Here is a 19,186-nt window from a genome sequence, read left to right on the forward strand (position 1 = left end):
AGGTCAGGGTGATTGGGCAGATGGGGCCCCACTAAACAGGGCTTTGGTGCTGGCTTCAAAGGCCTGCTCCTTGAGGTGACTGGCCGCCAGCTGGGCATTTTTGACACAGAACTGGGATCCCAAGCGCACATAACGCACGTCGGCCCCGTTGCGCACTGCGGCAACCACGGGAACACGCACGCCAAGTTCGTCCTGTTCCGGACGGTGGGCATGCAGGCATTCCCGGAGTTTGTGCTGCACAGCCACATCACTGGCCTGATCGGGTTGGAGCTCAACCAAGAGAAGATGCAGATCATCGATCGCCCGACAGTCATCGACGATCAGTTGCACGCGTTCATCCCTGCGATCAACGACTGCCCACACCAGCAAGCGTGCTTCCGCCATCAGATGATCTGAAAGACGGGCGTAGCTCTTGGGAAACACAACGGCTTCGCAGCTGCCGGTGAGATCTTCCAGGGTGAGAACCGCCATACGGTCTCCCTTTCGCGTCGTCACCTGGCGATATTCACTCACCATGGCGATCGCACTCACCTTGGCCTTGTCGGCCTGCTCCTCAAGGCTGCCTAAACCGATCGGTGCTAGCAGCTTGGCCGGGGCTGTGAGTTGCTTGAGGGGGTGATCGGAGAGATAAAAACCAACCAGTTCCTTCTCAAGTCTGAGCTTCTCAGTGGGGTGGTAATCAGGCACAGGGGAGGCCTTCGGAGCCATGCTCAGATCATTGGCCGTCTCGCCTTCAGTCGAGGTGGCGGCAGCCATCAGATCAAACAGATTGCCCTGGCCGCTCTGCCGATCCTTTGCCCTGGAGGAGGCCCAATCGAGAAGCAGATCAAGATCCGCCATCAATTGCGCACGGTTGGCATTGAGCTCAAGAGCATCAAGAGCTCCGCAGTGAATGAGCGATTCGAGGCTGCGACGATTGAGTACCGAGGAGGGCAGGCGATCACACAGATCAGGCAGCGATTGGAACGGACCGTCGGCCTCCCGGCTCGCAATCAGATGACGGATGGCGCCATCGCCAAGATTCCGAACAGCGGAAAGTCCAAACAGGATGCGCTGCCCCGTTGGGGTGAAGTCGATGCCTGAAGCATTCACATCGGGAGGCATCACTTCAATCCCCATGGCATTGCAATTGGAGATGTAGCGCTGCACCTTGTCACTCGCTCCGGCATTCACCGTGAGCAGAGCCGCCATGTACGCCACCGGGTAGTGGGCCTTGAGGAAAGCGGTTTGATAAGTGACCGCGCCATAGGCGGTGGAATGGCTCTTGTTGAAGCAATACTCAGCAAACAGAACCATCTGATCGAAGAGTTCGTCGGCAACCTTCTCGGCAACCCCACGTTCACTGGCACCCTTCACAAAGATGCCGCGATGCTTCTGCATCTCGGACACCTTTTTCTTGCCCATCGCACGGCGGAGCAGGTCGGCTTCACCAAGGGAATAACCCGCCAGATCCTGAGCGATCTTCATGATCTGCTCCTGATACACCATGATCCCGTAGGTCTCCTGGAGAATCGGCTCCAAGGCCTGATGAGCAAAATCAATCGCCTCACGCCCGTGCTTCCGGTTGATGAACTTGGGGATTAAGCCGGCATCCAGGGGCCCCGGTCGATAGAGGGCAAGAATCGAGGAAATGTCCTCCAGGGACGAAGGCCTTAGGTCGCGCACGATCTGGCGCATGCCGCTGGATTCAAGCTGGAAGATGCCCTCCAGGTCGCCACGGGCGAGAAGAGCAAACGTGTCTGGATCCTGGGGAGGAAGCTTGTCGGGATCGATGCGCTCACCAAAATTCGACTCCACCAGTTCCAGGGTCTTGTCGATCATCGTGAGGTTCTTCAACCCCAGGAAGTCCATCTTGAGCAGGCCCATCGACTCAACGTCTTCCATGAAGTATTGAGTGATCACCTGACCGTCGTTGTTGCGCTGTAACGGCACCAATTCGTCGAGGGGATCGGCTGCGATCACCACACCTGCGGCATGCACACCGAAGGTCTTGTTGGTGCCCTCGATCCGCATCGCCATGTCAACCCATCGTTTCACAACCGGATCCTTCTGATACTTCTCGCGGAAATCGGGATTGGGCGATTCATCGCCGATCATCGCCGCCAGCTTGGCTGGCTTGCCGCGGGCCACAGGGATCAGCTTGGCCAGACGATCGGCATCGCCATAGGGAATATCCAAAACGCGTGCCACATCCTTGAGAACCGCCTTTGAGGTCATGCGGTTGAAGGTGATGATCTGGGCCACCTTGTCTTCGCCGTAGCGACGGGTGACGTAATCGATCACCTCACCGCGGCGCTCGATGCAGAAGTCGGTGTCGATATCAGGCATCGACTTGCGCTCTGGATTGAGAAAACGCTCAAAGAGCAAACCGTTGCTGACTGGATCGATATTGGTGATTCCGAGGGCATAGGCCACTAAGGAGCCCGCTGCCGAGCCACGCCCTGGCCCCACAGGAATCCCCTGTTCTCTCGCAAAGCGGATGTAGTCCCAAACCACGAGGAAGTAGGTGGGGAAGCCCATCTGCTCCATGATTCCGAGCTCGTAGGTCAGGCGTTCGCCGTAGTCGGCATCGATCGATGCATCGGCAGCAAGACCCAGACGATCCCGAAGCCCCTGATCGGTCACCTCTTTGAGGTAGCTCACCGGACTATGCCCCTCCGGTATCGGGAAACGGGGCATTTGATAGCGGCCAAGGATGTCATAGTCCTCAACCTTGTCGGCCACGAGGGATGTGGTGGCAATCGCTTCTTGAACGATCTCGGGTTCGAGATGATCGGCGAACAACCGCCCCATCTCCTCTTCGCTGCGAATGAACTCCGTGCCGGTGTATCGCAGCCGTTTCTCGTCGGAGATCAGCTTGCCGGTAAGCACGCACAACAGGGCATCGTGCGCCTCCACGTCATGACGTGTGAGGTAGTGGGCGTCGTTGGTGGCGATCAGACCGATTCCCAGTTCCTTGGCAATCCGAGCGATCTCCACATTGACGATCCGGTCTTCCTGAGAGCCGTGGTCCTGAATCTCCAGATAAAAATCGTCGCCAAACACGCTCTGATACCAACGAGCCACATCCCGGGCCACTTCCGGACGACCGCGCAGAATTGCCTGAGGGATTTCGCCGCCGAGACAGGCAGTGGCGATGATCAACCCTTCGCTGTATTGCTGCAACAGGTGCTTATCAATGCAAGCCCTGGAAAAGATGCCGCGGCCCCGCATGCCACGTAGGTGACTGATGCTGGTGAGCTTGACCAGATTGCGGTAGCCGGTGGCGTTCTTCGCGAGAACGACCAGGTGATAGCGACGCTCCTTCTTCTGCTGCGGATCATCGATCGATCCGTTCACCACATACATCTCATTGCCGATGATCGGCTTGATACCAGCCCCCTTGCAGAGCTTCAACAGCTCCACAGCGCCATACATCACCCCATGATCGGTGAGCGCTAAGGCGGGCATCCCCAAGGCCTTGGCCCGCTCCACCATCTGCGGCAACTGTGATGCCCCATCCAGGAGGCTGTAATCACTGTGGTTGTGAAGAGGGACGAATGCCATGCCCCCAGCCTAAGAGGCAACGCAAGATGGAGGGTGCCACCCGAACACATGACCCCAGATCTAGGGGCCATGGGGCGTGATCAGGGTCAGGCAGGAATCAGAGCTCCCTGCGGTGATGCCGCCATCACCTGGGCTGACTGCTCGTACTGATGGGCCACCTGAAGCAGGCGGGACTCCTCCAGAACATTCCCGATCAGCTGCAGGCCGATGGGAAGGCCTGCACTGTCAAAACCACAGGGCACGCTGATCGCTGGCAGGCCAGCCAAATTGGCAGGGATGGTGAGCAGGTCCGCCAGGTACATCGCCAGGGGATCATCAGCATGGGCGCCATTGCGGAAGGAGGTGGTCGGCGCTGTTGGCGTCAGCAGAACGTCCACCGTCTGGTAGGCAGCATCGAAGTCACGGCGAATCAAGGTGCGCACCTGTTGAGCCTTTTTGTAATAGGCGTCGACATATCCAGCCGAGAGGGCATAGGTGCCAATCAGGATGCGACGCTGCACCTCACTGCCAAAACCCTCAGCCCGGCTGCGGGATGTCATGGCAGCAAGACTGTCTGCGTCTTCGGCCCGGAAGCCATACTTCACGCCGTCGTAGCGGGCCAGATTGGCGGAAGCCTCCGACGGCGCGATGACGTAATAGGTGGCGATGCCGTCGGTAAAGCGTGGGCAGCTGACATCCACCAATTCGGCACCGAGGGCCTGAAGCTGTTCAGCTGCAGCGAGAACAGAGGCCTTGACCTCAGCAGAGAGTCCGTCTTGCTCGAAACACTCACGCACAAGGCCAACCCTCAGGCCCTTAATCGGCTTCTCCAGATCAGCGCTGTAATCAGGAACAGGCACCTTCAGGGAGGTGGAATCACGAGGGTCGTAACCCGCCATCACCTGCAGTAACGCGGCTGTATCGGCGACGTTGGAGCTGAATGGTCCAACCTGGTCGAGGGAGCTGGCAAAGGCCACCAGGCCGTAACGACTAATGCGCCCATACGTGGGCTTGAGACCGACGACGCCACAGAAGGAGGCGGGTTGACGAATCGAGCCACCCGTATCGGAACCTAGTGAGGCCATGCACGCACCCGCAGCAAGGGCAGCGGCACTCCCGCCTGAACTGCCGCCCGGCACGTGGTCAACGTTCCATGGATTGGCCGTGGGGCCGAACGCTGAGGTCTCGGTGGAGCCGCCCATGGCGAATTCATCGAGGTTGGTCTTGCCCAGCAACACTGCTCCTGCATCCCAGAGTCGGCCAGTGACCGTGGACTCGTAAGGGGGCACGAAGCCAGCAAGCATGCGACTGGCACAAGTGGTGGGAACACCTTTGGTACAGAGGTTGTCCTTAATTGCGAGAGGAACGCCCGCCAATGGAGGCAAGTCATCGCCGGCACTGCGTGCCTGGTCGATGCGATCGGCATCGGCCCTGGCACGCTCAGCCGTCACCTCGAGATAGGCGTTGAGGCTTGGTTCAACGGCGGCGATACGCGCAAGATGTTGGTCCGTGAGTTCACGGGCCGACACCTCACCGCTCACCAGTTGCTGACGCCACTCGGCGATCGCCATCGTCATGGACTGCTACACAGCTGCGACGCTATCAGCCGTCGTCAGCGCTGATGGTGAATGGCTCACCACGACGACAGCGCAGAATGGTATGGCTGATATCAGATGGTGACTCAGAGGCCACATCCTCGAGGAAAGCAGGCAGCTGCTTCTGGAGGCTGGCGCGGGTGACGAACGGTCCGAACCAGTAAGAGACATCAGGGCCCTGGGTCTCAACCCGAGCCCACCAAGCCAATCCAAGACCGTTGGCAAAACTGCGCAGCGGCCTATTCAGGAGGCCCATCAACGAAGGAAGCAGAACAGTTCCATTCTGCACTGCTTCCTAACGCGTGGCTGCACTTGATCAGGGGAGTCGAGCAGAGGATCAAAGTTCAACGCTGTCCTGGAAGGGCACCGCATCCACCTGTGGTGCACTCTGTTGGTCTCGCTCGAGTTCGAGTTCAACCTCCGAAGGATGCTGCGACCCAGCCTCGAGAGCCGGTGCGATGTCGTCAGGATTTAGCGCGACCTCAGGTGATCCAACAGGTGCATCCTCGTGGGGAGGCTGAGGCGAAGCTTCAGCAGCAGCAATCGCCTCAGGCTCTAAAGCGCTCTCAGAAACTCCAACAGTCTCAGATCCAGCAGCAGTCTCAAGCGCCTCGTCCGCTCCAGCGGCCTCGTCTGTCTTGAGGCTGGCGATCGGGTCTGAATCCAAACCAGCGCAGCGCGGCCGAATGATCGGAGGAGACGGTGCCTGACCCTTGAGATCCTTCATCCAGCCGCGTCTAGCGACTTCATACAGACACATGGCGGTCGCCACAGAGGCATTCAGGCTTGGCGTGATGCCCCGCAATGGGATCCGGATCAACTGGTCGCAGTGGCGGCGTGTGAGCAACGACAAACCGTTGCCCTCTGAACCGGTGACCACCACAAGCGGCCCCTCCAGATCGGCTTCCGGCAAGGTCACATCACCTTCTTCCGCCAAGCCAACCACGCGATAACCAGCGTCTTTAAGGCTTTCCAGAGAGCGGTTGAGATTGACGACTCTTGCCACCGGTAGATGCTCCAAAGCACCGGCGGCAACCTTGGCCACAGAGCCGGTGAGCCCAGCACTACGCCGCTGAGGCAAAACAACGCCGTGGGCACCGAGGGCTTCAGCGGAACGCACAATGGCGCCGAGATTATGGGGATCGGTGAGGCCATCCAGGGCCAACAGCAGAGGCGGCTCACCCAGCGCAGCGCAACCCTCCACCAAGGTATGCAGATCAAGCGTTTCCGCAGAAGCGGTCTGCAGAGCAATGCCTTGATGCACAGCACCGCCGCTGAGCTGACCGAGTCGCGCCCAAGTGACCTCCTCAACCAACACACCGGAGGCCTTGGCATCCCTGAGCAATTGAAGGAATTTCGGTGAGCTACGCAGCTCAGCGGTGCACCAAATCCGGTGAATCGGACGCCCGGCCTCAAGGGCTGCCTGGGTGGCATGGCGTCCCCAGAGCATGTCATCAGCCTGGGCATCGGGGGAATGGGCTAGCTCCTCACCCTGCCGCTGGGCCTGATCAAACTGATCTGGGGAGGTGTCTCGGGCCCAGCCACCACGACGGGAGCCACTCCTGAACCCTTGGCGCCCCCTGAATCGATCCGAACTCGAAGACGATCCACGCTCAGGCCTGGAGGAGAAGCGTTGGTTGGAACGCTCGGAACGATGGCTCGGGTAACGGTCGCGGGGACCACGATCGCCTGAAAACCGGTCGCGGGAGGGACGGTCGTGGGGAAAGCGGTCAGATGAAGAACGCTCAGCGGGGCCACGGTCAACTGGGCCACGGTCAGCGGGGCCACGGTCGCGGCGATCGAAACGCTCCTTGCCTTCAAAGCGATCCTTGCGATCAAAGCGTCCGTTTCGCTCGACGCGACCAGGCCGGCCAGGAGCTGCTTTGCGGTCAAAACGATCAAATCGAGAGCGACCACCGACGTCAGAACTGCGCTCCGAGCGGGCCTCCTGATTGAAGCGGCCATCCCTGTTAAAGCGTCCCTCTCTCTGGGGTCGTTCTCCTTGATCAAAGCGATTGCCACGTTCAAAGCGATCCCCGCGTGGAGATCGGCCATCACGGTCAGCACCGCCATCGCGGTCGACACGGCGATCGCGATCGGAACGCCCACGAAATGGCCTACCTCCAGCAGAGGAGCGAGATGCACCCCCTGGACGTCCTGCACCGGAAGAACGACCGCCACTAAAGGGACGGCCATCGCCGGAAGAACGGCGATCAGAACGGAAACTCATGAACGAAACAGAGGGCTATGACAGGTCGTTTTCGGTCTCCTCCAGTTGATCAAACAGCTCGGCAAGCCGGGCCGGATTCTGCAAAAAGAGCCAGCCAACCATTGTCTCAAATCCCGTGGCCCGTCCATACACAGATCCTTCTCCCCGGCGAGGGCCACGACCAGCCCGATTGCGGCCACGACGGACAAGATCCCTTTCCTGATCGGAGAGAAAAGGATCGAGAGTGTCTAAAACCGAAGCCTGGGCGTCTGCTTTCACCTCCGCCACGACGGCCCGGTGCAAATCATCTGAGCGACCGGGATGGCGGCAATGGCGCAGACGTTGATGCAGCTCCCAAACAGCATCTCCTAACCAAGCAAGTTGTAAAGGTCCAAGCTCAGCAGCACCACCACGGCCCTGCTGTGATCGAATCCAATCGGTCAAGCCGCCAACTTGCTGAGAGCACTATCCAGATCGGGAACGAGATGGAGGAACTCCTCCAGGCGAACCAGCTTGACGGTCTGGGCCACCCGGGCATTGCCCACGACAAGAAAGCTGCGCTTGGCGTCATTGCACTGCTTCGCCAGTTGCACCATCGCTCCGAGTCCGGAGGAATCAAGAAAATCGATCTTGCTGAGATCAATCACCAATGAAGAGGCATTGGCCTTGAGCACATCACTGACGTAGGTCAGAAATTGCTTCTCGGAATACGCATCCAACTGGCCGGTGAAGTGAAACAACAGGCAGTTGTCACGCTGCTCGAAGCCACCGCGGAGAGAAACGGTGAGTCGCTGCAGTTCAGTAATGGAAACAGTCCCCCTCAGGCGCGTTGTGCCGAAGTGTAGGGAGCTTGCAGCGGGAGGACCACCGTCAGCGACGTTCTGCCATCAGCTCAACAAAACGCGCGAAATGATGGTCCGCATCGTGGGGACCAGGACTGGCCTCAGGGTGGTACTGCACGCCGAACACCGGCTGATGCGCATGGGCCATGGCGGCCACGGTCTGATCGTTGAGATTGAGGTGGGTCACCACAACGGTGTCGGCAGGCAATGACTGGGCATCAAGGGCAAAACCATGGTTCTGACTCGTGATCTCCACTTGCCCCGTGGTGCCGCAGGGGTGATTAAGCCCGCGATGACCAAACGCGAGCTTGAAGGTGGTCCCCCCCAGCGCCAGACCGAGAATTTGATGGCCGAGGCAGATCCCGAATAACGGCAGGTTCTTCTGCTGCAGCAATCCTTTGGCCAGGGCGATACCTCCGGTCACAGCAGAGGGGTCACCCGGTCCATTGGAGAGAAACACACCCTCGGGCTGATGGCGGATCACCTCATCCAGGGTCGTGGATGCAGGCAGAACGATCACCTCGCAACCGTGGCCCACGAGGCGATCAAGGATGGCGCGTTTAATACCAAAATCAATTGCCACAACGCGAAAAGGACGCTCGGGGCGAGGCTGGAGTCGCTGGTCGAACGCAGCGGCACAACGACTGGTCCAGGTGTAGGCCTCTGTTGTGCTGACACGATCGGCCAGATTTAGGCCCTGCATGGATGGGGCCGATCTGAGGTCTTCGAGCAGAGCCTGAGGCGAACGTCCATCCGAACTGATCACCCCATTCATCGCGCCTGCATCGCGCAGGTGACGGACCAAGGCACGGGTGTCGATGCCATGGATACCGATCACACCATGATGATCAAGCCAATCGGGCAGGCTCTGACTACAGCGCCAATTGCTAGCGAGGGGAGCCAGCTGACGAGCAATCAGCCCCAGGGCATGGGGTTGGTCAGCCTCCTGATCCTGATCATTCACCCCCGTGTTGCCGAGCTCCGGATAGGTGAACGTGACCAGCTGACCGGAGTAACTGGGATCTGTCATCACTTCTTGATAACCGGTCATGCCGGTGTTGAACACCACCTCACCGACGACGCTGCCGCGCCGACCACACGCCAGCCCCTGGAACACCGTGCCATCCGCCAGCACAAGCACTGCCGGGGCCTTGGAGGTGGCAAAAGTCATGGGCAAGCAGACCCTGGGAACAACAGTTCGTCTTCTTATTGTTCCTCGCCGCCGCGCAACCCCTGGCTGAGAGTCTCAAGCCGCTGCCAAGCACGACCTTCCTCTAGGCAGGCCAAAGCTTGCTGGGCACCAGCACGGAGATCGGTTTGAACGCCAGCAACCCAGAGCACTAAAGCAGTGTTGAAGGCCACCACATCCCGCTGCGCTGCAGTGCCACGACCCTGGAGCAGATCACGGAGGATCGTTTTGTTCATCTCAAGATCACCCCCCCTCAGGGCGGACAGCGGCGCCTCTTCCAAGCCCAGATCGGCGGGGATGATCGACTCGGAACGGAGCTGGCCGGCCTCGATGATGCGCAGATCATTCGGGCCCGCCAAGGAAGCCTCATCCAGGCCGCCGGCACCATGCACCACAACGGCTCGCTGCTGACCCAGCCGCTGAAGAGCTTCCGCCATCGGATCCAGCAGATCGGGGCGGGCAACGCCCAGAACCTGGCCATCGGGCTGGAGCGGATTCACCAGGGGCCCCAGCAGGTTGAACACTGTGCGCACGCCAAGACTGCGCCGAAGCGGAGCCAGATTTACCAGGGCGGGGTGCCAGGCAGGAGCGAACAAAAAGGTGACCCCAGCCTTAGGGAGAACATCCACCACCTGGGCGGCAGAAGCCTTCAGGTCGAGCCCCAACCCCTCAAGCACATCGGCTGATCCCACCTTGCCGCTGGCACTGCGATTGCCGTGCTTGGCCACCACCGCACCACAGGCCGCCGCGGTCAAAGCCACCGCAGTCGAAATATTGAAGGTGTCTGCGCCATCACCACCGGTGCCGCAGGTATCCACCATCAACAGATTGGGCCTCGCACAGGGCAACGGGCAGGCCTGACGCAAGACGCGGGCCATGGCAGCAAGTTCTGTGCCGTTCACAGGCCGTGCTCGAAGCGCCACAAGGAAGGCACCGGTCTGAACCGGTGTGAGCGCTTCCGATAGCCAGGCCTCCATCAAGGCTGTGGCCTCGTCATCACGAAGCGAGCCCCCCTGCAGGAGATGTTCCAACAGTTGCGGCCAGGACACGGATGGATTCGGCATGAGTGGACAGAAAAAAACCCGGGTGCTGAGCACGCCGGGCCGGGTGATGGGGACACATCCAATATCCCTTAAAAGATGGCGTCTGGCCAGAAGCGCATCAAATCTCGATTCAGGCCCTCTCCAGCGGTCCCAACGCGAACCCCTCAGGCCAACGGCCAAGGCCCCACACTTGCCACAGGGGTCGGTGCCTAGGTTGTTGCCTGCGCTCACCCACGGATGGCAGCCTTCCGTCTCGACCTGATCGGTCGCTACCTACGCCCGCATCGGCGCACGGTTCTGCTCGGGGCCGTGGCCTTGGTGGTCGTCAACATGCTGAGCGTCACCATCCCCCTTGAGGTAAGGAGGGTGATCGACGACCTACAGGACGGCTTTGCCATTACTGATGTGCTTCGTCAGGCCGGCTGGATTGTCGTGCTGGCGAGCTCGATGGGGGTGGTGCGTCTGATCTCCAGGCAACTGGTGTTCGGCGTCGGTCGACAGGTGGAAGTGGAACTTCGCCAGCGGTTGTTCGACCACATGCTTCGGCAGGACCCTGGCTGGGTGCAGGAAACAGGCAGCGGAGAGGTGATCAGCCGAGCAACAAGCGACGTGGAAAACGTGCGTCGACTTTTGGGCTTTGCCGTGCTGAGCCTGACGAACACCGGCTTGGCTTATGCATTCACCCTACCGGCGATGCTGGCGATCGACCCTGGACTCACCGTGGCGGCGATCGCGCTCTACCCAGTGATGCTTGGCACTGTGCGCCTGTTTGGAGGGCGAATGATGCGCCAGCAGCGCCGTCAGCAGGAACAACTGGCCGGCCTGAGCGAGCTGATCCAAGAAGACCTCTCTGGCATCGCCGCCATCAAGATCTACGGCCAGGAAGCCCAAGAGCAACAAGCCTTCGAAGCTCGAAACGACAACTACCGCGATGCTGCGATTCGGCTGGCCCGTACGCGAAGCACGCTGTTCCCACTCTTAGAGGGCATCTCATCCATCTCTCTGCTCTTGCTGCTGGCCCTGGGGAGCGGACAACTGGAAGCGGGCACGCTCAGCATCGGTGGCCTGGTGGCACTCATCCTTTATGTAGAGCGCCTGGTCTTTCCCACAGCTCTGCTCGGATTCACCCTCAACACCTTCCAAACAGGCCAAGTGAGTCTTGAGCGTGTTGAGGAACTCCTCCAGCGCGCACCGGTGATTGCAGACCCAGAAGCACCTCAAACCCTCTCGACTCCTGTGCTCGGCAGGATCGAAGCCCGAGAACTTTCCATTCGCTACGAGGACAGCGATCGCGACACTCTCTCCAAGCTCTCCTTCGTGATTGAGCCAGGTGAGTTGGTGGCTGTGGTGGGGCCTGTTGGCTGCGGCAAAACAACCCTGGCCCGGGCCCTGGGTCGCATGGTCAACGTGAGCGGCGGCCAGCTGTTTCTTGATGGCTGTGACCTAACAACAATGCGACTCAGCGATCTCCGCCATCAGATCGCCCTGGTGCCCCAGGAGGGGTATCTCTTCACCAGCAGCCTTGCGGACAACCTCCGATATGGCGATCCGGAAGCCGACACTGCACGAGTGGAGGCGGCTGCCGAGCAGGCTCGCCTACTGGATGATGTCCGCGGCTTCCCTGATGGCTTTGACACGCTGGTGGGCGAACGTGGAATCACGTTGAGTGGTGGACAGCGCCAACGCACCGCATTGGGAAGAGCCCTGCTGATGACATCGCCTGTGCTGGTCCTCGATGACGCCCTCGCCAGCGTGGACAACAACACTGCAGCAGCGATCCTGGCATCGATCCGCAATCAGCGTGAACGAACGATCGTGATGATCAGCCATCAACTCTCTGCTGCTGCTGCCTGCGATCGGATTCTCGTGATCGAACAAGGAACCCTGGTCCAGCAGGGGCATCACCGCGACTTGGTCCAAGAAGAGGGGCTTTATAAACGTCTCTGGGAAAGAGAACAGGCTTCGGAACGTCTCGAAGCGGTGGCCTAATAGCAGATTTCTGGCTTAGCTGAAGTGGCCGTTTCAGGGTTGCATCACCATGTCCACCGCCAACCAATACGCGGTGCGTTGCACCCTCACCTTCGGTGACATCTACGCTCAGGTTCTGGCATGGATGGCGGTTATTTTCGTCAGCCTTGCTGCGGGGCTTGGCTTGATGGGTTCCAGTCGCCCCATCTTTGCCCTGGTTGGCGTTGGTCTGATTCTGGTGCTGAGCCTTCCTTTTCTGCTCTTCGCCTTTGTCACCACTCTGCTGAATCACATTCAGCTGCAGCCTGCTCAGGATTCCTAACCTTGAGTCAGTTCACGATGCCTCGATGCTGCCTTCTTGGTTGACCGGCGAAGCTGCTCAGCGTCCCAACGCAGAACCGCTGCGACATGCCGTACTGAGCACGTCGTTGAATGCCCCGTTGATGGACGACCAGGAGGAAGTGGTCTTCGGATGCGGCTGTTTCTGGGGAGCGGAAAAAGGCTTTTGGCGCCTTCCTGGCGTGGTGACGACCTCTGTTGGATACGCAGGAGGCCACAGCCCCAACCCCAGCTACGAACAGGTGTGCAGCGGCCGTAGCGGCCACACCGAGGTGGTGCGGGTGGTCTGGAGCACGCCTGCTCTCGATTTCAGTGATCTGCTCAAACTGTTCTGGGAATGCCACGACCCCACCCAAGGGGACCGACAAGGCAACGACCGTGGCAGTCAGTACCGCTCGGCGATCTACACGACAACAGAGCGACAGCAGCAACTGGCCCTGGCCAGTCAGGCTGCTTACCAAAAGGGCCTGAGCGACAGGGGACTCGGAGCAATCACAACGGAGATCAAGGCCGATCAGCCCTTCTTCGCTGCAGAGTCGTATCACCAGCAATACCTGGCCAAACCAGGCAGTCGTCCTTATTGCTCCGCCATGCCGAGCGGCGTTCTTCTGGAGCAGTTCGATGGTTGCGCCTACAAACTGCCTGCCAGCGTCTGGAAGTACTACGACTGGTCGATCAGTCACTGCGTGCTGCGTGGGGACAACAGTCCGATCGCGCTGGCATGAAACCCGCTTGGCCTGACTGGGCGGTGCTGACCGCAATCCTGCTGACCCTTCTGGTGGTGATCGGCCTGGCCTTCAGCCTCCGCCCCAGTCGCTCCGATGCGCCACCCCTTCTATGGCGGAGCCCAAGCGTCGACAGCGGAGACTCCCTTCAGATCTGACCACCACAGCACCGCAAGCAGCTCTGTTACTGCCATGGTGAAGCGCCTCTCCTGCTGTTTACACAGTCCGTGTCGGCTCCATCAGACCCCCGACAGCGACGTCAGCTGCATCCCCTTCCGAAGGGCCTGGTTGAGCTGTATGGGCTCATTGCCGTTCTGATGGTGCTGATACCGGAGTGGCTCGCCGAAGGGACTTTGTCGATCGACATCCGCAAAGGCGGGACTGCCATGCCGATGACCACACGAGCCTGGCGAACACTTCCCGAGCTCCAACTCGCCTCGATGAGCGTTCGGGAGCTACGTCAGCTGGCACGACAGCTGCGCCTGTGGGGTTACAGCAGCGACCCTCGCGACCTTCTCACCCAACGTTTGCTGCGGCGGATTCGCCGAAGGAACAGAGGGCGACATGCCTTGTGATAACTTCGTTCTGCCGGGGCGTAGCGCAGCTTGGTAGCGCACCACTTTGGGGTAGTGGGGGTCGTGGGTTCAAATCCCGCCGCTCCGATTCGGTTCCAATCTCATCTGGCAAGCGCTCCTCGTTTGAGGGGCGTTTTTTTTTGAGAATGACCGATTTCTGAGCAAACAAAACGGGGGCTGAACCGCCAACAGCGGTTCAGCCCAAGCAGGCGTCTGACAACTGACGGTTGATCAGCGCTGGGGCAAATGGGTGATCACCAGATGACGCTGCGCATCAAGCGTCAACCAGCCCTGATCACGGAGCTGACCAACCACGCGCGTCACGGTCACTCGTGTCGTACTGAGGGCACTTGCGATCTCCTGATGGGTGAGTCGCAGACCAACGCGTAGGCCTTGATCGCAAGGCTGCCCGTAGTCCTGGGCCATCAGCTCGAGGAAGGCACGCACGCGATCTTCCACCCGCCTCAAGCCGAGAAGTGAAAGCATGAACTCTGTCTGACGCACACGTGCAGCCACCGCATTCACCATCAGCATCGACAGATCTGAAGACTGAGAAATCTCCTCGAGCGTGAGGCAAATCAGATCGCAATCGGTGAGTGTGATGGCTTCATAGGCTTCCACCATGCTCAGCGGTTCACCAAACGGTTCGTTCGGACCCACAAGACCCAGGAGCAACTCATCGCCCTGCTCAGTCACGGCACCAAGTTTGACCATGCCATTGGCAACGATCCAGAGGCTGTTCCTCAACAAAGGAATCGAGCTGCCGGCAGTTAGATGAACCTGATTTTTTTTCGAAACTCCAGATTGCAACATCTGAGGCATTGTCTGCTGGGAGAGAACGCCGGGTCGTGTAGGTGTTGCAACCACGTCGTTGAATTCAACTTCAACTGAAGTTAATCACCCCCTTGAACCTTTTAAGCAAAGGAATGAAGAGTATCTCCTTAACAGCTGATTAAGATGATGCCTTCAAGCAAAAGGCCTCATGCCCTCCCCAGCGATGAAACATCAAAGGGAGTGAACAATGAGGCCAAAGGATCATGGATGCAGGTCCGCCTCGTAAGACGGACCCAGGCCAAGATCACTTGCTGATTTTGTTCACAGCAGCACGGGCCTTGCTGAGGATGGCGCCCTTGAGAGGGACAAAACCAAGGTCGTCAGCCTTCGCTTGAGCTTGGTCGCTCAACATGAAGTTGAAGGCCTTCCTGATCGCGGCGGTATTCGAGCCATTGCCGGTCTTGTAAGCCAGCACCCAGGTCAGAGTGGCGATCGGGTAAGCACCCTTGGCCGTCGGATTTGGGTTCTTACCGGCGAGATTGGCATCAAGCCTGATGCCATTCAAAGCCTTGGCACCGGAAGCAAAACTGGGCTTGACGTATTCACCAGACTTGTTCTGGACAGATGCAGCAACCACATTGCCTTTGATGTACGACTGGTTGACGTAACCGATCGCGCCCTTGGTGTTCTTGATCACACCGGCAACGCCCGAGTTGCCCTTGGCACCAACACCCGAGGGCCACTTCACCGACTTACCAGTGCCGAGGGTCCAGGTCTTAGAGAAGGCCTGCATGGAGTTCGTGAAAGCCTTGGTGGTACCGGAGCCATCGGAACGGTGCACCCAAACCATTTTCCCGGGCTTACATCCCACCTGCTTCCAGTTATTGATTTGCCCCATGGCAACTTTGACGGCCTGCTCCTGAGTGAGCTTGAGATTGCAGCCGGGATAGTTGTAACCAAAAGCGATCGTGCCGCCAACCATCGGGATCTGAACCACACCGCGCTTGACTTTCGCCATATCGGTGACCTTCATCGGGTCATCAGATGCACCGAAATTGACAGTCTGATCGATGAATGCTTTGCGCCCGGAACCGGAACCTACCGCCTGGTAGTTGACCTTAGGGCCACCAGACTTGGCCAGCTCAGCGAACCAGCGCTGATACATTTTGGCGGGAAATGATGCACCGGCACCATTCAGGCGGGGAGCCGCCGAAGCAGCCATACCGGCACCCAGAGCAAGCAGGGAAGAAAAAATCAGAGTCTTCTTAGCGAAGCTCATAGCAGGCCTTAAGAGAAATAGGCCACCAATGAATAGCGAAACTAAAGAACGACAGTCGTTAGGAACAATTTAAGAGATGGCTATTATTTAGCGCCAGACATTAACCGTGCCTTTACCCGCCTCGATGCGTTTCAGCCCCTGACGACTCCTCATCACTGCAATGAAGTCGTGTGGATGCGGCATAACCTTTCAACCATCGATTCACACGCAGGCGTTGCGATGGTGGAATTTCACCGAGGAGCTGAGATAACTCCAAAGCACCAAGACGCTTCAGTTCCTTGACATCAACATGCCAAAGCTGCTCGGCTTCACGGATGAGGCGCGCCCAGGTGCGAACGCGCTGCCATGCCTGCAGGCGCATACGGGGCAGATCAATCTGCACAGCTTGATGCTGAGCAGGCTTGCGAAGCCGATGGATTTTGCGTGGAAGCGCAGCCATAGCACCAGCCTGAAGACTGGATGGACAAGTGCACGAAACCTGCGGGGAGGTTTCCAACTGATAAAGCAAATCCTGTGATCAGGAGGCCATCGTTAGCGACGTGTCGAGTTTCTGTACTGCAAAGCTCAGAGCCTCAGCTTCCCTGGCACTAAGTCGACGCGTCCAAGCACCCGCCACGGGGTCATTCCAGCGGAAACCAGCATCTCGGGCGAGATGGCGCTCGTCGTAGCTCACCTGAGCTTTGAACAAACTGCGAGGCTCCAGGCCGTGGGCCAAGCGTTGTTCAAGATCGTCACAGCGTCGAAAGACGTCAGCGAGATAGATGCAATCGGTGAGTGCCCGATGGGCTGCCCACACAGGAATGTCATACGCCAGGGCCAGATCGCGCACGGATGGCCGGGGGCGAAGCTGACGGTCTGCAGGCCATCGCATTTCCTCCATGCTGCATAACCAGGGCTTCGAAACCGGCGGTAGGTGGCCGCGACCGAACCACTGACGGTCGAAGGCTGCGTTGTGAGCCACGAGAACATCCGCTGCATCAACCAGAGTCTGGAAGTACTGGAGTGCCGCTGCCCAGGGCTGAGCCACGCTGGTGACAGACGCGGGAATGCGGTTGATCGGCTCCGCAGCATTGGCCTGCACCGGCAACAAAAACGAGAGCTGTGCCAACACCTGCCGGCTTGAGACGTCAAAAAGGATGGCGCCCACTTCAAGACAGTGATCGCTGTCTGGGTTGAGACCCGTGGTTTCCGTGTCGAGGATCAGCAGAGTGCCGGGCACTGTTGTGGTTTGGCTTTGGCCCTGCGCCGGATCGTGTTCAGTTGCAGGCAACGTTTCGGGTGTTGAATCCTGATCCCGCCCCACAGTCGCCTCTGGCTGCCCTTCAGCCAACGGAGCTGACACCGTCTCGGGCTGCGGATCTGGCAAGGACTGAGCGGATGATGAATCGGCCGTGAAGGCCAGCAGGTCGAGTTGACCAGGAACCGACTGATTCTCCATGCGCATCCATCGCCCAGCTGCTGCCATTCTCCGTCCTTCGCAACCAATTCCTAGGGTGCGGTCTCGATGTTTAGGCCCAAGAGATGCCTCTCACTGTTGGTGACCGCGCCCCCTCGATCAGCCGTGAGGATCAAGACGGCAACATCTGCAACATCGGGGACCGCAACGGAACCATCTTGGTGCTGTTTTTCTATCCGAAAGACGACACCCCTGGTTGCACCGCAGAGGCTTGCGGCTTCCGGGATTCCCATGGCGAGCTGCAGACACTCGGTGCGCAGGTGTGGGGTGTCAGTGGCGACGATGCCATCAGCCATCGTCGTTTCGCCGAGCGCCACCAGCTGCCTTTCCCGCTTCTGAGCGACGCTGATCAAAGCCTGCGCCGCGCCTTTGGAGTGCCCAAGACCCTAGGACTGCTGCCCTCTCGCGTCACCTATGTGATCGATGGGGAGGGCGTGATCCGCCATGTGTTCAACAACCTGCTCGATGGTCCCGCCCATGTGCGCCAGGCCCAGCAGATTGTGCAATCGCTGCAGACCAAGGCATGAGCACTTGGCGCCGGCTGGATGACTGCTGGTGCCTGTGGCCCTCCCGACCCACCGCCGTCGTGGATTTCATTGGGGGGAGTTATCTGGCCGCCACACCGCAGATCAGTTATCGCCGGTTGCTGGAAGGGCTGGCCTCACGCAATCTGGCCGTTCATGCCTGGAGCTATGTGCCTGGGCTCGACCATCAACTTCAGGCCAGACAGGCCTGGGACAGCCTGCGTCAATGTCGGCGGCAGTTGCTGAACAGGCTTGGCACTCGCCTGGATCCATCGCTTCGGCTCGGTCACAGCCTGGGCTGCAAACTGCACTTGCTCGCCCCTGATGGCGGCCGGAGCAGCAAGGCCATGGTGGCGCTGAGCTTCAACAATTTCACCGCCGATCAGTCCATTCCCCTGCTCGGCGCCGTAGAAACCAGGCTTGGCCTGAAAACGGAATTCAGCCCCAGTCCACAGGAAACGCTGCGACTGATCGAGCGCCACTATCACCAACCCACCAATCTGGTGGTGCGGTTCAGGGATGACGAACTCGATCAGAGCAGCAGTTTGCTGACAGCGCTGCAGACACGTCCGCATGATGCAAGCGAAACACTCCAGCTAGCCGGCGATCACCTCACACCGGCCAGCGCAGGGCTGCGGCGACAGCTCCTTGGAGACTGGGCTGAGGGCCAGCAACGGCAACAACAGGTGGAACAGCTTCAGCAGCTGATTGCGTCCTGGGCGCAGATGGGCACCACCGCTTCCGGATAGATCACCGAATTGGCCTTTGGTTCGCCCCAGATCTCGTCCTCGCTCAGGTCGGTTTCAATCAGCTCGATTGGGGCACCATCGTCTTCGATCATGGCCACCTTGAACCCCTCAAATGGCTCATAAGGATCGAGCAGCAAGAGCTCACCTTCAATCGCAGCATCGAGATTGTCGACCTTGAAGGCAACGTGCGGAACGGTCTGAATCAAAGGGTGAAGGCTGCTCCCTGGCTCGAAGCGGTGATACTGAATCCGAAATCCAGCCGGATCCTCCCCACCGGAGCTGTACATCCGAAAGGTGGAGCTGTCGTGCTCGCCAGGGCGGCAAGCCGTCGTCGGGATGCCCAGGTGGTGATAGCGATAGCTGACGTGAGACTTTCGCTTCATGGTTGATGACG

General features: G+C 59.3%; 20 protein-coding genes and 1 tRNA gene. 8 read left to right on the forward strand and 13 right to left on the reverse strand.

The window, feature by feature from the left end; genetic code table 11:
• Window positions 1-3: 3 nt before the first annotated feature.
• The 8 genes from DXY16_RS13900 to trpD all read right to left on the reverse strand — a co-directional run bounded on the left by DXY16_RS13900 (window position 4) and on the right by trpD (window position 10,424).
• Window positions 4-3,546 (reverse strand): DNA polymerase III subunit alpha, encoded by a 3,543-nt coding sequence (locus DXY16_RS13900; RefSeq protein WP_115121709.1) that lies wholly within the window; start codon window positions 3,544-3,546, stop codon window positions 4-6.
• 86 nt (window positions 3,547-3,632) lie between these two features.
• Entirely contained in the window at window positions 3,633-5,096 is a 1,464-nt protein-coding gene (gatA, locus tag DXY16_RS13905) for an Asp-tRNA(Asn)/Glu-tRNA(Gln) amidotransferase subunit GatA (protein ID WP_115121800.1), read from the reverse strand.
• A gap of 31 nt (window positions 5,097-5,127) precedes the next feature.
• Window positions 5,128-5,376, reverse strand: a complete 249-nt coding sequence (locus DXY16_RS13910) for a DUF1816 domain-containing protein (RefSeq protein ID WP_115121801.1) — start codon at window positions 5,374-5,376, stop codon at window positions 5,128-5,130.
• Between the two features lie 81 nt (window positions 5,377-5,457).
• Window positions 5,458-7,350 (reverse strand): 23S rRNA (guanosine(2251)-2'-O)-methyltransferase RlmB, encoded by a 1,893-nt coding sequence (gene rlmB, locus DXY16_RS13915; protein ID WP_115121710.1) that lies wholly within the window; start codon window positions 7,348-7,350, stop codon window positions 5,458-5,460.
• A 15-nt stretch (window positions 7,351-7,365) separates the two neighbouring features.
• A complete protein-coding gene (locus tag DXY16_RS13920) occupies window positions 7,366-7,773 on the reverse strand; it encodes a ribonuclease III domain-containing protein (protein ID WP_115121711.1) in 408 nt (135 codons plus the stop codon).
• The gene (locus tag DXY16_RS13925; protein WP_115121712.1) at window positions 7,770-8,126 is read right to left on the reverse strand and encodes an STAS domain-containing protein; all 357 of its coding nucleotides are present in this window, start codon (window positions 8,124-8,126) and stop codon (window positions 7,770-7,772) included. Before DXY16_RS13925 ends, DXY16_RS13920 begins: the two co-directional genes overlap by 4 nt.
• A gap of 73 nt (window positions 8,127-8,199) precedes the next feature.
• On the reverse strand, window positions 8,200-9,342 hold the full coding sequence (carA, locus tag DXY16_RS13930; protein ID WP_115121713.1) for a glutamine-hydrolyzing carbamoyl-phosphate synthase small subunit: 1,143 nt from the start codon (window positions 9,340-9,342) through the stop codon (window positions 8,200-8,202).
• Window positions 9,343-9,377: 35 nt separating this feature from the next.
• Window positions 9,378-10,424 carry an anthranilate phosphoribosyltransferase gene (gene trpD / locus DXY16_RS13935; protein ID WP_115121714.1) on the reverse strand — a complete coding sequence of 349 codons (1,047 nt, stop codon included), beginning with the start codon at window positions 10,422-10,424 and terminating at the stop codon, window positions 9,378-9,380.
• 216 nt (window positions 10,425-10,640) lie between these two features.
• Between trpD and DXY16_RS13940 the strand changes: the two genes are divergently transcribed.
• The 6 genes from DXY16_RS13940 to DXY16_RS13960 all read left to right on the forward strand — a co-directional run bounded on the left by DXY16_RS13940 (window position 10,641) and on the right by DXY16_RS13960 (window position 14,098).
• Complete coding sequence (locus DXY16_RS13940; RefSeq protein WP_115121715.1) at window positions 10,641-12,392, forward strand: ABC transporter ATP-binding protein; 1,752 nt, start codon at window positions 10,641-10,643, stop codon at window positions 12,390-12,392.
• A gap of 49 nt (window positions 12,393-12,441) precedes the next feature.
• Window positions 12,442-12,693: a hypothetical protein gene (locus DXY16_RS13945; protein ID WP_115018097.1), complete on the forward strand. Its 252-nt coding sequence runs from the start codon at window positions 12,442-12,444 to the stop codon at window positions 12,691-12,693.
• A 25-nt stretch (window positions 12,694-12,718) separates the two neighbouring features.
• A complete protein-coding gene (msrA, locus tag DXY16_RS13950; RefSeq protein ID WP_115121716.1) occupies window positions 12,719-13,435 on the forward strand; it encodes a peptide-methionine (S)-S-oxide reductase MsrA in 717 nt (238 codons plus the stop codon).
• Entirely contained in the window at window positions 13,432-13,593 is a 162-nt protein-coding gene (locus DXY16_RS14940) for a hypothetical protein (RefSeq protein WP_170953974.1), read from the forward strand. The genes msrA and DXY16_RS14940 overlap by 4 nt, the downstream gene beginning before the upstream one ends.
• A 69-nt stretch (window positions 13,594-13,662) precedes the next feature.
• The gene (locus DXY16_RS13955) at window positions 13,663-14,010 is read left to right on the forward strand and encodes a hypothetical protein (RefSeq protein ID WP_115121717.1); all 348 of its coding nucleotides are present in this window, start codon (window positions 13,663-13,665) and stop codon (window positions 14,008-14,010) included.
• A gap of 14 nt (window positions 14,011-14,024) precedes the next feature.
• Window positions 14,025-14,098: transfer RNA gene (locus tag DXY16_RS13960), tRNA-Pro, on the forward strand.
• A 143-nt stretch (window positions 14,099-14,241) separates the two neighbouring features.
• On the opposite strand, the gene DXY16_RS13965 is transcribed toward DXY16_RS13960, so the two are convergent.
• The 4 genes from DXY16_RS13965 to DXY16_RS13980 all read right to left on the reverse strand — a co-directional run bounded on the left by DXY16_RS13965 (window position 14,242) and on the right by DXY16_RS13980 (window position 17,501).
• Entirely contained in the window at window positions 14,242-14,832 is a 591-nt protein-coding gene (locus DXY16_RS13965; protein ID WP_115121718.1) for a Crp/Fnr family transcriptional regulator, read from the reverse strand.
• A gap of 256 nt (window positions 14,833-15,088) precedes the next feature.
• On the reverse strand, window positions 15,089-16,063 hold the full coding sequence (gene pstS / locus DXY16_RS13970; RefSeq protein WP_115121719.1) for a phosphate ABC transporter substrate-binding protein PstS: 975 nt from the start codon (window positions 16,061-16,063) through the stop codon (window positions 15,089-15,091).
• A gap of 112 nt (window positions 16,064-16,175) precedes the next feature.
• Window positions 16,176-16,502, reverse strand: a complete 327-nt coding sequence (locus DXY16_RS13975; protein ID WP_371410926.1) for a hypothetical protein — start codon at window positions 16,500-16,502, stop codon at window positions 16,176-16,178.
• A 78-nt stretch (window positions 16,503-16,580) separates the two neighbouring features.
• A complete protein-coding gene (locus DXY16_RS13980) occupies window positions 16,581-17,501 on the reverse strand; it encodes a 3'-5' exonuclease (RefSeq protein ID WP_115121803.1) in 921 nt (306 codons plus the stop codon).
• A gap of 83 nt (window positions 17,502-17,584) precedes the next feature.
• Between DXY16_RS13980 and DXY16_RS13985 the strand changes: the two genes are divergently transcribed.
• Both DXY16_RS13985 and DXY16_RS13990 read left to right on the forward strand, forming a co-directional pair.
• Complete coding sequence (locus DXY16_RS13985) at window positions 17,585-18,046, forward strand: peroxiredoxin (protein ID WP_115121720.1); 462 nt, start codon at window positions 17,585-17,587, stop codon at window positions 18,044-18,046.
• Window positions 18,043-18,792 carry a DUF1350 family protein gene (locus tag DXY16_RS13990; protein ID WP_115121721.1) on the forward strand — a complete coding sequence of 250 codons (750 nt, stop codon included), beginning with the start codon at window positions 18,043-18,045 and terminating at the stop codon, window positions 18,790-18,792. The genes DXY16_RS13985 and DXY16_RS13990 overlap by 4 nt, the downstream gene beginning before the upstream one ends.
• On the opposite strand, the gene DXY16_RS13995 is transcribed toward DXY16_RS13990, so the two are convergent.
• Window positions 18,741-19,175, reverse strand: coding sequence for a VOC family protein (locus DXY16_RS13995; protein WP_115121722.1), 435 nt, complete (start codon window positions 19,173-19,175; stop codon window positions 18,741-18,743). The genes DXY16_RS13990 and DXY16_RS13995 overlap by 52 nt on opposite strands.
• Window positions 19,176-19,186: the final 11 nt, after the last annotated feature.

The organism is Synechococcus sp. UW105, from assembly GCF_900473935.1.
Lineage (GTDB): Bacteria > Cyanobacteriota > Cyanobacteriia > PCC-6307 > Cyanobiaceae > Synechococcus_C.

What these genes read in the sequence shown, in the direction of transcription:
- DXY16_RS13900 (WP_115121709.1), bottom strand. Translation starts at nt 3,546, where the DNA reads ATGGCATTCGTCCCTCTTCACAACCACAGTGATTACAGCCTCCTGGAT.
- gatA (WP_115121800.1), bottom strand. Translation starts at nt 5,096, where the DNA reads ATGGCGATCGCCGAGTGGCGTCAGCAACTGGTGAGCGGTGAGGTGTCG.
- DXY16_RS13910 (WP_115121801.1), bottom strand. Translation starts at nt 5,376, where the DNA reads ATGGGCCTCCTGAATAGGCCGCTGCGCAGTTTTGCCAACGGTCTTGGA.
- rlmB (WP_115121710.1), bottom strand. Translation starts at nt 7,350, where the DNA reads ATGAGTTTCCGTTCTGATCGCCGTTCTTCCGGCGATGGCCGTCCCTTT.
- carA (WP_115121713.1), bottom strand. Translation starts at nt 9,342, where the DNA reads ATGACTTTTGCCACCTCCAAGGCCCCGGCAGTGCTTGTGCTGGCGGAT.
- trpD (WP_115121714.1), bottom strand. Translation starts at nt 10,424, where the DNA reads ATGCCGAATCCATCCGTGTCCTGGCCGCAACTGTTGGAACATCTCCTG.
- DXY16_RS13940 (WP_115121715.1), top strand. Translation starts at nt 10,641, where the DNA reads ATGGCAGCCTTCCGTCTCGACCTGATCGGTCGCTACCTACGCCCGCAT.
- DXY16_RS13945 (WP_115018097.1), top strand. Translation starts at nt 12,442, where the DNA reads ATGTCCACCGCCAACCAATACGCGGTGCGTTGCACCCTCACCTTCGGT.
- msrA (WP_115121716.1), top strand. Translation starts at nt 12,719, where the DNA reads ATGCTGCCTTCTTGGTTGACCGGCGAAGCTGCTCAGCGTCCCAACGCA.
- DXY16_RS14940 (WP_170953974.1), top strand. Translation starts at nt 13,432, where the DNA reads ATGAAACCCGCTTGGCCTGACTGGGCGGTGCTGACCGCAATCCTGCTG.
- DXY16_RS13965 (WP_115121718.1), bottom strand. Translation starts at nt 14,832, where the DNA reads ATGCCTCAGATGTTGCAATCTGGAGTTTCGAAAAAAAATCAGGTTCAT.
- pstS (WP_115121719.1), bottom strand. Translation starts at nt 16,063, where the DNA reads ATGAGCTTCGCTAAGAAGACTCTGATTTTTTCTTCCCTGCTTGCTCTG.
- DXY16_RS13975 (WP_371410926.1), bottom strand. Translation starts at nt 16,502, where the DNA reads ATGGCTGCGCTTCCACGCAAAATCCATCGGCTTCGCAAGCCTGCTCAG.
- DXY16_RS13980 (WP_115121803.1), bottom strand. Translation starts at nt 17,501, where the DNA reads ATGGAGAATCAGTCGGTTCCTGGTCAACTCGACCTGCTGGCCTTCACG.
- DXY16_RS13985 (WP_115121720.1), top strand. Translation starts at nt 17,585, where the DNA reads ATGCCTCTCACTGTTGGTGACCGCGCCCCCTCGATCAGCCGTGAGGAT.
- DXY16_RS13990 (WP_115121721.1), top strand. Translation starts at nt 18,043, where the DNA reads ATGAGCACTTGGCGCCGGCTGGATGACTGCTGGTGCCTGTGGCCCTCC.
- DXY16_RS13995 (WP_115121722.1), bottom strand. Translation starts at nt 19,175, where the DNA reads ATGAAGCGAAAGTCTCACGTCAGCTATCGCTATCACCACCTGGGCATC.